Annotated in this window: 4 protein-coding genes; 3 read left to right on the top strand and 1 reads right to left on the bottom strand. The window is 36.0% G+C overall.

Features of this window, described 5'->3' with window-relative positions; all coding sequences use genetic code 11:
* Positions 1-788: 788 nt before the first annotated feature.
* Both ACPV3A_RS37495 and ACPV3A_RS37490 read left to right on the top strand, forming a co-directional pair.
* Complete coding sequence (locus ACPV3A_RS37495; RefSeq protein ID WP_063477618.1) at positions 789-1,103, top strand: hypothetical protein; 315 nt, start codon at positions 789-791, stop codon at positions 1,101-1,103.
* A gap of 67 nt (positions 1,104-1,170) precedes the next feature.
* Positions 1,171-1,647 carry a hypothetical protein gene (locus ACPV3A_RS37490; protein ID WP_127502900.1) on the top strand — a complete coding sequence of 159 codons (477 nt, stop codon included), beginning with the start codon at positions 1,171-1,173 and terminating at the stop codon, positions 1,645-1,647.
* Between the two features lie 76 nt (positions 1,648-1,723).
* Here the strand turns inward: ACPV3A_RS37490 and ACPV3A_RS37485 are convergent, their stop codons facing one another.
* Complete coding sequence (locus tag ACPV3A_RS37485) at positions 1,724-2,587, bottom strand: hypothetical protein (RefSeq protein ID WP_063477620.1); 864 nt, start codon at positions 2,585-2,587, stop codon at positions 1,724-1,726.
* A 466-nt stretch (positions 2,588-3,053) separates the two neighbouring features.
* Between ACPV3A_RS37485 and ACPV3A_RS37480 the strand changes: the two genes are divergently transcribed.
* On the top strand, positions 3,054-3,126 hold a 73-nt coding region (locus ACPV3A_RS37480), incomplete at its 3' end, for an oxidoreductase (protein WP_426204972.1).

Genomic DNA, 3,126 nt, shown 5'->3' with positions numbered 1-3,126 from the left:
ACTTTCTTGGAGAATATACAAGGTGACTTCCTCCATTCTTGAGGTTTTTGGTTTGGTCACCGAAAAACTTCGCCAAGTTGGGGTGAAGTCCCTTTTTTATGTGTGGAAATCCTTGTGTATCAAGGACTCAGATTAATGCAAAATGCTCAGTTAATATAAATACTCCCTTATTAAAAATAAAGATAGGATTTTCGATATCATAGGGTAAATCCAGGGAATGGAGTGTAACAATGACTCAATTAAACAGAACTAGAAAAAACCTGCAGATACGATCTGACGGAAGAACTCCTATATATCTTGAATTGAAAAGCATTCCTGACTTACTAAAAAAAACAGGATTAACAGTGGATCAGCTCGTAAATCTCATCAATCTGGAGGGTGGACGAGACCCGGGTAAGCCCATTTTGTTCAAGGAGAATTGTCGTAATTGCTCACGCTTGTTTTTTTCTGTCTCACAGGACCACTATATGCGCATAAAAAATGGATACCCAGTGCATTGTCCTCTCTGCAGGGAAGATGATAAAAGACAGGCAAAATTAAACTCATATCATAGAAATAAGGGGCGACCATAAAAGTTCTCACCTCAAAATCATCTGTGAGCAGAATACATATACAATACTCCCAGTTATATTAGTTGTACGCATAGTAGAAAGCAAAAGGGGGTCTAATTAATGTTAAAGTTTAGTTCAAGGATTAAAGCGAAAGGATAAATATGTATTTAAAATTGTCTGATATACATACCATCTAATACAATAGTAACGACTAGAATCAGAAAAGTGAGGGGAAATATGAACACATACAAGTACCCAATAAGTTTAACGGGAGTTGTTTTTTACTGGGAGCAAGATCAGTACTATGAATTGTTTGAAAATCGAACCCGACAGGTAATGAGTCGAGAAGTCTTTGAATTCCGTTCAGAACAATATAACGCTGCCGGTTCCCGCTTCATAATAATCGATGATAAACAAATTTCCTTGTTGCTTCAGGTTTGGGACCAGCAACCTCTAAGAATAGACACAGATAGACTGCATTTTTATTATGATTTTGGAATCATCACTAAGAATATCTTTGACCATTATATGACGCTTAAAACCCAACCATAGTTGGGTTTTTCAATTGTGGGTCCATCGATAATAATTTGAATCTCGCCATTAGTAAAAGGGGGAAGATATGATGAAAAGGTTAGACGATTTAGCTGGACGTAGTAATAATCCTACAAGCGTTTCATTTAAGCATGTTTTGACAGACTTCCAACTTTACACAGAAAATTATCATACGGGTTCCCAGCTTTCATTACCCTCTTCTCTTACTCAACAAGAAATGCTGTCTTTGATTTCATCAGAATATGAAAGATTAACAGGTATTTTAGTAACTAAGGATTATACTGTTCACTTAATCGATATCCAGCACATTATTGATTTTGAACTTTTGGATGACTTTCAACAAAGGATTATAGTAGAGCGAACGGGTATCAATCCACTTAAACTAGCAAAACAGATAATGGCTACCGGCCGTCCAACTAAACAGATAGCCCTGTTGGTTGGAACAAACCGAGCGATGTTCGATCAAGTTAATGATGAAATGCTTCGGTTCTTAATGAAATCAGATTGCGTCTTCATCAGTAAAACATCTATTATGTGTCGTTAACGGAGTTGAACATGAACTTTATATCCATTTTTATATAACTCACTTGTACCTATGTCTAAATCATGTTTCTTGTTGGCTATTCAATAGGGAAATTCCCCCAGTTATCTACAACTGCAATCAAGTCAGCATGCAGTTCTTTAAAGGGTTCCAAATGTTCGACTAAGAGAGTGCTTTTATACTCATTCCACTTTTGTTCAATATTTATTTTTGCTTCCTCAATCCTTTCAGCTTCAAAGTCAATTAATGAATATCCAAATTCACTTATGAACGATTCTGTCTCATGTTTAAACCTAAACATATAGAAACCTTGTTTATAACTGTCTTGTACAGGCAAATTAATACCAGTTCGCCTTACTCTTTCTTCTACTTGCATGTCTAATGGCATCATCACTTCCATAAATTGAATCTCCCCTAGCCACTTACTTTCCTCTTCGAGTATTTGATCCACAGCAACCTTAATTTCTTTTTTATATGCCTTCGCTTTAATACCAAGTAGCTTACTGTAATCAGGCTTATAATCAGTACTGATAATCTTTATAACAAGCAGGTGGTGTGTCATTGCAAGAGCAAGGCCTGTTACCCCTTTTCTACCTAGAGACGCTAATAGAGTTACGGCCTTTTGAGCTTCGGCCTCAATATCATCAAGCTTTGTTTTATCTTTAGTAGTACCATAGTTTATAATCTGCTCCATTACATTTCTTACGTAAGCTAGATAATTCCTTAAATCATTCTCTTCAATCTTTTGAGCGATCAAGTTAGGTAATTCATATAGGGCTTCGAGAAATTTCTCTTCCCAACTTTCTTTATTTGGCATTATCTCAGCAATCAAACGAGTAACTATTTCGCCTGCAATATAGTCACCAGCTCCTGGAATCAAGTATTCACTAGTAAAAAATGCAATCAACTCTTTCCAAGTCATATCCTTAAATTCTTTATCCATTTTTTCTAAATCCCCTAACCTTCTTTTATTCTTTAAATCCCCTAACCTTCTTTTATTCTTTAAATCTCCTAATCGATCGCAATACTAATTAATCATTTCATGCTGCCATCAATAAGGATTTTATAAGTTAGATATTTATTTGATCCGTTCCCCTTGAGTCGTTTCCGTTCCCACTTGAATCGCACTTTTGATTTTTTCATCACTCATATGGCAGGACACCCAAAAAGAAAGAGGCAGCAGTCATTTTATATGCTGCCTTTTTTACTAAAGACAAGTAGGTAGTTTCCTAAAATTAACGCCCGCTGCTAAGAGGTGGAAAGTTAACAATGTTGTGCCAGATATTTAGTTGGATCTTGTATTTCAGCTTCAAGAAATGAATGTTTCCTCTCTTTAGAGTCTGTAAAATATATTGTGTAAACTCTCAAACCCATTAAAATGGAAGTAAGAGAAAGGTTGGGGAGAACACATGGGACTTTGGACAAAACAACAGTTACGGGAATTTATTAAGGAAAACAACTTGGTAAGCGCACAGGATGCGC

This window comes from Paenibacillus sp. Dod16 (genome assembly GCF_049893405.1).
In the GTDB taxonomy this organism is placed as follows: domain Bacteria; phylum Bacillota; class Bacilli; order Paenibacillales; family Paenibacillaceae; genus Paenibacillus_AQ.
Note: the sequence above shows the minus strand (reverse complement) of the source record. Positions and strands in the feature narration are given on the sequence as shown.

Bases quoted from the DNA above. Each gene is read 5' to 3' on its own strand.
- ACPV3A_RS37495 (WP_063477618.1), top strand. From the start codon at position 789: ATGAACACATACAAGTACCCAATAAGTTTAACGGGAGTTGTTTTTTAC.
- ACPV3A_RS37490 (WP_127502900.1), top strand. From the start codon at position 1,171: ATGATGAAAAGGTTAGACGATTTAGCTGGACGTAGTAATAATCCTACA.
- ACPV3A_RS37485 (WP_063477620.1), bottom strand. From the start codon at position 2,587: ATGGATAAAGAATTTAAGGATATGACTTGGAAAGAGTTGATTGCATTT.